Annotated in this window: 4 protein-coding genes; 1 reads left to right on the top strand and 3 read right to left on the bottom strand. The window is 72.6% G+C overall.

Going from position 1 to position 6627, the window contains the following annotated elements:
• Positions 1-145: 145 nt before the first annotated feature.
• From RCO28_RS38725 to RCO28_RS39580, 3 genes are all read right to left on the bottom strand, one after another.
• Entirely contained in the window at positions 146-2902 is a 2757-nt protein-coding gene (locus tag RCO28_RS38725) for a SpoIIE family protein phosphatase (protein WP_308946100.1), read from the bottom strand.
• Between the two features lie 108 nt (positions 2903-3010).
• Positions 3011-4075: a methyltransferase domain-containing protein gene (locus RCO28_RS38720; RefSeq protein ID WP_308946099.1), complete on the bottom strand. Its 1065-nt coding sequence runs from the start codon at positions 4073-4075 to the stop codon at positions 3011-3013.
• Positions 4076-4264: 189 nt separating this feature from the next.
• The gene (locus RCO28_RS39580) at positions 4265-5341 is read right to left on the bottom strand and encodes a LamG-like jellyroll fold domain-containing protein (RefSeq protein ID WP_374991331.1); all 1077 of its coding nucleotides are present in this window, start codon (positions 5339-5341) and stop codon (positions 4265-4267) included.
• A 69-nt stretch (positions 5342-5410) separates the two neighbouring features.
• Between RCO28_RS39580 and RCO28_RS38705 the strand changes: the two genes are divergently transcribed.
• Positions 5411-6622, top strand: coding sequence for a hypothetical protein (locus RCO28_RS38705; protein WP_308946098.1), 1212 nt, complete (start codon positions 5411-5413; stop codon positions 6620-6622).
• The last annotated feature ends 5 nt before the right edge of the window (positions 6623-6627 follow it).

Here is a 6627-nt window from a genome sequence, read left to right as displayed (position 1 = left end):
GTCGATGAACACGTACAGTGCCGCCAGAAGGGCGTCCAGGTCGGAAGTCACACTCAGGCCAACGGGCGCCCTTCGCCATGGTCGCGACCAGCCCAGACATCGGACTCAATCATCTAGGGCGCGCGGAGTGCGCGCCGCCTCCCGTTCAGAGCTCCTCGTCCCCCCACTGGGCCAGCAGGTCCTCCGGGGATGCTTCCTCGGGCCCCGCTCCCTCGCCGTGGACCGGCTGTTCGGTCCAGATGATCTTGCCGCGGGCGGTGTAGCGGGTGCCCCAGCGTTCCGCGAACTGGGCGACCAGGAACAGGCCGCGCCCGCCCTCGTCCGTGGTGGCCGCGCGGCGCAGGTGCGGGGAGGTGCTGGAGCCGTCGGAGACCTCGCAGATCAGGCTGTTGCGGTCGTGCAGGAGGCGCAGCCGGACCGGGGGGATGCCGTAGCGGATGGCGTTGGTGACCAGTTCGCTGACCACCAGCTCCGTGGTGAAGGCGGCCTCCTCCAGGCCCCAGCTGTCCAGCCGCCGCGCGACCTCGGACCGGACGCGGCTCACCTCGGCGGGATCACTGCGTACCTCCCACTCGGCGATCTGAGACGGATCGAGGATGCGGGCGCGCGCGACGAGCAGGGCGATGTCGTCGTCGGGGTGCGGCGGCAGGAGCGCGTCGAGGACCGCCGTGCAGGTCTCCTCGGGGCTCCGGTCCGTACCGGTCAGCGTGGTCCGCAGCAGCTCCAGACCGGTGTCGAAGTCCCGGTCGCGGTGCTCGACGAGGCCGTCGGTGTAGAGGACGAGGCGGGCGCCGGCGTTCAGGCGGAGGTGGAAGGCCTCGAAGGGCAGGCCGCCGCCGAGGCCGAGCGGAGGGGAGACCGGGACGTCGGGGAACGTGACCGCTCCCGCCGCGTCCACAAGCGCGGGGCCCGGATGCCCGGCGCGCGCCATCGAGCAGACCCCGGTGACCGGGTCGTAGATCGCGTACAGGCAGGTGGCGCCGGTGATGCCGTGGGTGCCGCCGTTCTCGGTGCCCTCCTCCTGGTCGATACGGGTGACGAGTTCGTCCAGGTGGTTGAGGAGCTCGTCGGGCGGCAGGTCGAGGGCGGAGAAGTTGTGCACCGCTGTGCGGAGGCGGCCCATGGTGGCGGCCGCGTGCAGTCCGTGCCCGACCACGTCTCCGACGACCAGGCCCACCCGGGCGCCCGGCAGCGGGATCACGTCGAACCAGTCCCCGCCCACACCCGCCTGGGCGGGGAGATAGCGATGGGCCACCTCGACCGCCGACTGCTCGGGCAGCGTGCGCGGCAGCAGACTGCGCTGCAGGGCGACCGCCGTCGCGTGCTCGTGGGTGTAGCGGCGGGCGTTGTCGACGGCCACCGCGGCCCGCGCCGCCAGCTCCTCAGCGAACGACACGTCCTCCTCCTCGAAGGGCTCCTGCTCGGAGCGCCAGAAGTTGGCCAGGCCGAGGAGTACGCCACGCGCCTGCAGCGGTGCGGAGATCAGCGAGTGCACTCCGGAGTGCAGGATTTCCCGGGCCCGCGCGGGGTGCTGGTCCCGCCAGCGGTGGGACGCGGCGAGATCGGCTACGAGGACGGGGTGCCCGGCCGCCATGCTCTCGGCCATCGGGGTGCCGGGAAGCCACGGAATCCGCTCGCCCACCGGGAGGAACGGCGGATCGTCGCGCAGGCCCCGGATCGCGATGCGGCGCATCACGGTGCTGGTGCCGTTCGGTTCCTCGCCGCGCAGCACCGGATCGAGGAGTTCGACGGTGACGAAGTCGGCAAACTGGGGTGTGCTCACGGCGGCGAGTTCCTCGGCGGTACGCGTCACGTCGAGGGTGGTGCCGAGCCGTACGCCCGCGTCGTAGAGCAGCCGCAGCCGCCCGCGTGCCACCTCGGCGCGGCCGGCCAGGGAGCGCAGCTCCGTGGTGTCCCGCAGGGTGGCCACGCTGCCGGCCGGGCCTCCGCTCGGGCCGACCGGCCGCAGGTTGACTGCGAGCAGCCGCTCTCCGGCCAGGTGCACCTCATCGGTGGCGGCCCGTCCGGAACCGAGCAGTGCGGTCGCGCCCGCGTCCAGGCCGAGGTCGGTGACCGGGCGCTGCTCCGCGTCCGGCGGCAGGTCGAGCAGCCGGCGTGCCTCGTCGTTGGCGAGGAGCAGCCGCCCGTCGCTGCCGATGATCAGGACGCCTTCGCGCACCGAGTGCAGAACGGCGTCGTGGTGCTCGTACATCCGGGTCATCTCGGCCGGGCCGAGGTCGTGGGTCTGCCGTCGCAGCCGTTGGCTGACGAGGACGGCCCCGCCCGCGGCCAGGGCCAGGGCACCCGCGGCGCCGGCCGCCAGGAGCGGCATCTGGGCACCGACCACGTCCTCCACCCGTTCGACGGTGATGCCCGCCGACACCATGCCCGCGAGGGAACCGTCGGGCCGCGTGATGGGCGCGGCGGAGTTCACGGTGAGGCCCGTGCTCAACAGCAAGGTGTCGGTGTGCGTGCGGCCTTCCCGGGCGTCGGCGAGCGCCTCTTCGTACGGGCCGATCACGCGCTTGCCGATCAGGTCCGGGTCGGGGTGGGTGTAGCGGATACCTGCCGGATTCCACACCACGACGGCGTCGGTGCCCGATCGCTTCCTGGTCTCCTCGGCGCTCGGCTGCAGTGCGGCGGTGGGGTCGGGGGAAGCGAGCGCGTCGAGTACGCCGGGGGAGTTCGCGAAGGTCTCGGCGACGGCGAGGGTCCGGTGGCGAGCCTCTTCGGTGGTGTTCCCGCGGGCCTGCAGCAGCAGGGCCGCGACCGCGGCGGCGACAAGCAGCAGCACGATCCCGAGCTGCAACAGGAACACCTGACCGGCGACGGTGTGCACATTCAGCAGGGACCGCAGACGCCGCCCCGGCGAGGAGCGGCGGAAGCGTCCGCGAGCATCCATGCCTCCAGTGTTGCCGAAAGCCACGGGTGATGATGCCCTCGCACCTGCCGCCCCGCCCGGCGCCCCGCCTGCCGGACCCCGACGCCGGGCGGCGGCCCGCCCGCCGCCCTACTTCCGCGCCACGAAGTACACATTGAGGACGTCGCCCTCGACGTGCCGCTCCACGACGTCGGAGAAGCCCGCCTCGGCGAGCATCCGGCGGGCGGTCTGCCTGCCCCACACCGTGCCGAGGCCCGCGCCGCCCTCGCCGAGCGAGACCGTCATGCAGTAGAAGACGGAGAACGTGTAGAGCGTGGGGCCGAGGACGTGGTCGACGTTCTCCTCCAGCTTGCTGGAGGCGTCGATGTCGCCCATGAGGAACGTGCCGTCGTCCCGCAGCGCGCCCGCGACGGCGCTCAGCGTCTCGGCGGGGCGGGCCAGGTCGTGGATCACGTCGAAGGCGGTGATCAGGTCGTACGTCCCGGACGTCTCGGCCGTGTCACCGACGTCGAACCGGGCGTTCCGCAGCTCCATCCGCTCGGCCTCCTGCCGCGCCGCCGCGATGCCCGTCTCCGACATGTCCAGGCCGTGGAACCGGCTCTGCGGGAAGGCCCGCGCCAGGAGGTTGACCGCGTGGCCCTGCCCGGTGCCGATGTCCAGGCAGTCGATCCCCGTCCGCAGCCGCTCGGGGAGGCCCGGGGCCAGCGGGACGATCGCGTCGACGAGGGCCGCGTCGTACACCCGCGCCGTCTCCTCCGCCTGGAGCTCCTGGAACCGCGGATACGACGTGTACGGGACGCCGCCGCCCTTCTGGAACGCTTCGAGCACCTCGTCCTCGACGATCCCGATCAGGGCGAGATCCTGCAGGAAGGACGCCATGTTGTCGGGGCCCGCGGCCCGGGTGAGGGAGGCCGCGTGCTCGGGCGGCAGCCGGTACGTGCCGTCCTCGGGGGCGTACTCGACGATCCCGCCGACCGTCATCCCGCCGAGCCATTCGCGTACGTACCGCTCGTCGAGGCCGGTGGTCGCGGCGATCTCGGCGCTGGTGGAGGGCGGGAGCTCCGCCATCGTGTCGAAGAGCCGGGTCCGGTGGCCCAGGCTGCACAGATAGCCCAGGCAGGAGTCGTTCAGGACCTGCACCATCCGGCCGGCGAACTCCTCCTGCCTCGTGAGGTCCAGGGCGTCCGTGGTCATGGCCTTCTCCTTCCCGTCGCAGGTCGGAGAGGGATCAGGGACGCCGAGCCGCAGACCGGCCAGGGGTGTCGTGGTGCACTCCATGCTACGCCGGACGCGGGTCCGCCTCCTGCCCGCGCCCGGCGGTAACTGGACCGTTTCCGCCGGTAGTTGCGCCCCGCGGCCCGGCCTCACCTTCCTTTGCAGCCGTCACCTCCCGTAGCGCCCGAACCGCTCACCGACCTGACCGGGGCTGAGCGCCTCGTCCCAGGTCGTCAGCTCGTCCAGATCGCCGCGCAGGCTCACCTTCGGGGCACCGACCGAGCGCATCGGCAGCGGCACGGAGGCGTCGACGGAGCCGACCCGCTCACCGTCCGCGTACAGCGTGGTCCGCCCGGGCTCGGCCACCCACGTCAGGTGGACCCAGCGGTCGAGCGGCAGCGTGTAGTCGAAGCTGTGGTCGGCGGCACCGGAACCGGTGGTGCGGCTGAGGCCGACCTTGCCCGTGCCGGACTGCCGGAGCTTCAGCGCGCCCGACTCCGAGCTGAGCAGCACCTGTTCGCCCTCGGTCGCGGTCGGCCGGACCCACACCGAGTCGGTCCACGGTTCGGCGACGTCGAGGCCGCCGAAGCCGACGCCGTCCCGGTCGTGGTCGAACCGGAAGGCCTCGCCGCGCACGCCGCCTCCCACCAGGGCCGGGTTGTTGATGATGTACGTGGTGCCCGGCAGGCCGCCCGCGGTGTCCTCGGCCATGATCGTGTTGCCCGGGCTGCCCGCGTACGTCCAGCCGCTGGGGTACGCGGCCTCGTCGAACGTCCAGTGATGGCTGGGTCGTCCGTCGTCCACCCGCTGCTTCGCCGGGGCCTGCCGGACGCCGGGCGGATCGCCGATGGCGGCCACCCGGGCCCGGAAGTCGGCCGGCGAGTCCGGGGGCGCCGAGCCGTTCCAGGACCGGTCGGCCATGACGGCGCGTGGCCCGGCGCTGTGCTGCTCGAAGTAGCCGTCCTCGGCCCAGAAGTTGTAGTCGGCCCAGTTCATCAGGCCCGAACCCAGCATGTCCGGCTCGGAGTTGGGCTTCCACGTGCCGTACATCCACTGGGCGGCACGGAAAGCGGGTCGGCCGGTCTGTGCGGGGAAGCGGCGGAACGCGGCGGCGACGTCCTCCTCGGTCTCGTGGTACGGAGGCTCCGTGAACGCCTCGGCGTAGATCAGCCGGAACGCGTCCCCGGCGCGCACAGCGGCCGGTCCGTCCATGCGCACGACCGTGATGAGTGCTTCCTGCGTCATGCGGTTCCTCTCGAACGGTGCTGCGGGAACGGGCAGTTCGGGTCTGAGCCAGGCACGTACGATGTCCGGATGCACCCCATCACGTCCTCGGTTCCGCCGGGCGTCCGGTCCGAGGCGGAGCTGCTGCGCGGCGAGGACGCAGAGGAGCTTGCCTTGTTCGCCCTCGACCGGGGCAACGCGTGGTGGCGGCGCAGGTACTGCGTACTGGCCATCGAGGGCCGCGTCCCCGAGCACCTCGTCGACGACCTCATCGCCCGGATCCGGGACCCGGAAGAGACCGGCGAGATCCGGTTGGCGCTCCTGGAGGTCCTCGCCGAGCGCCGCGAACTCCTCGACTGGCTGCGCGGGCAGGACTGGCAGAACGAGAAGCGGTACCGCCTGGGCCCCGCGATCCTGCGGGCACGCGGCCTGCTCGGCGACCTCACCGCCGCCCGGGACCTGGTCACCCTCGCGGGCGGGTCCTGGGAAAGCACGGCCGGGGAGGACGGCCTCGACGCCCTGGTCGAACGGTACGGCCGCGCCGCGGTCCTCGCCGAGACCGAGGAGGACCGGCCCGAGTACCGACGGTTCGCGCTGCGCATGCGGCACCGCTCCGGGCAGGACGTGACCGCCGCCCTCGCCGACCCGGACCGCCGCGTCGCCCACCTCGCCTCGACCCTCGTCACTGACCCCGACCGGATCCGTGCCTGGATCCCCGGAGCGCCGACCACCGAGTCGGTGCTGTGGGCGACCTGGGCCCTGCACCGGCTCACCGGCGACGGGGCGGAGACCCTGGCGCTCGACGAACGCCTCGGTCGGCCCAGGGTCGAAGTCCCCGGCCTCGACGAGGAGTTGCGGCGGGCCGTCGTGCACCAGTACGTGCCGCGCTGCCACCCCATGAGCGACCCGCGCTGGCGCGTGGAAGCGCTGTGCACCGCACCTCCGCAGCACGACGTCGACGCATGGCTCGATCGCGCCACGGCCGCCCTCACCTCGGCCGGCCTCCAGCCGACCGCCCCGGTCTCCGCGCACGACCACCACCAGCAGGGCCACGGGACGTACCACTCCATCGACTTCGCCGGAGTGTGGGTGACCCTCAGCACCCTCGGCCCGTACGCCGTGGGCCCGTATCGCAGAGACTCGCCAGAGGTCCGCGCGGCCCGCCGGGCACTGGAGTCGGCCGGGTTCCGCTGGATCGACGAGGCGGCCGGCTCGCTCCTGGTCACGGACCTGCACCTCTACTACTTCGGCGAGCGGGAGCCCCTCACTTTGGGAACGCTGCTGTTCTACTGGCAGGACTAGACGAA

It is taken from the genome of Streptomyces sp. LHD-70 (genome assembly GCF_031157275.1).
In the GTDB taxonomy this organism is placed as follows: domain Bacteria; phylum Actinomycetota; class Actinomycetes; order Streptomycetales; family Streptomycetaceae; genus Streptomyces.
Note: the sequence above shows the minus strand (reverse complement) of the source record. Positions and strands in the feature narration are given on the sequence as shown.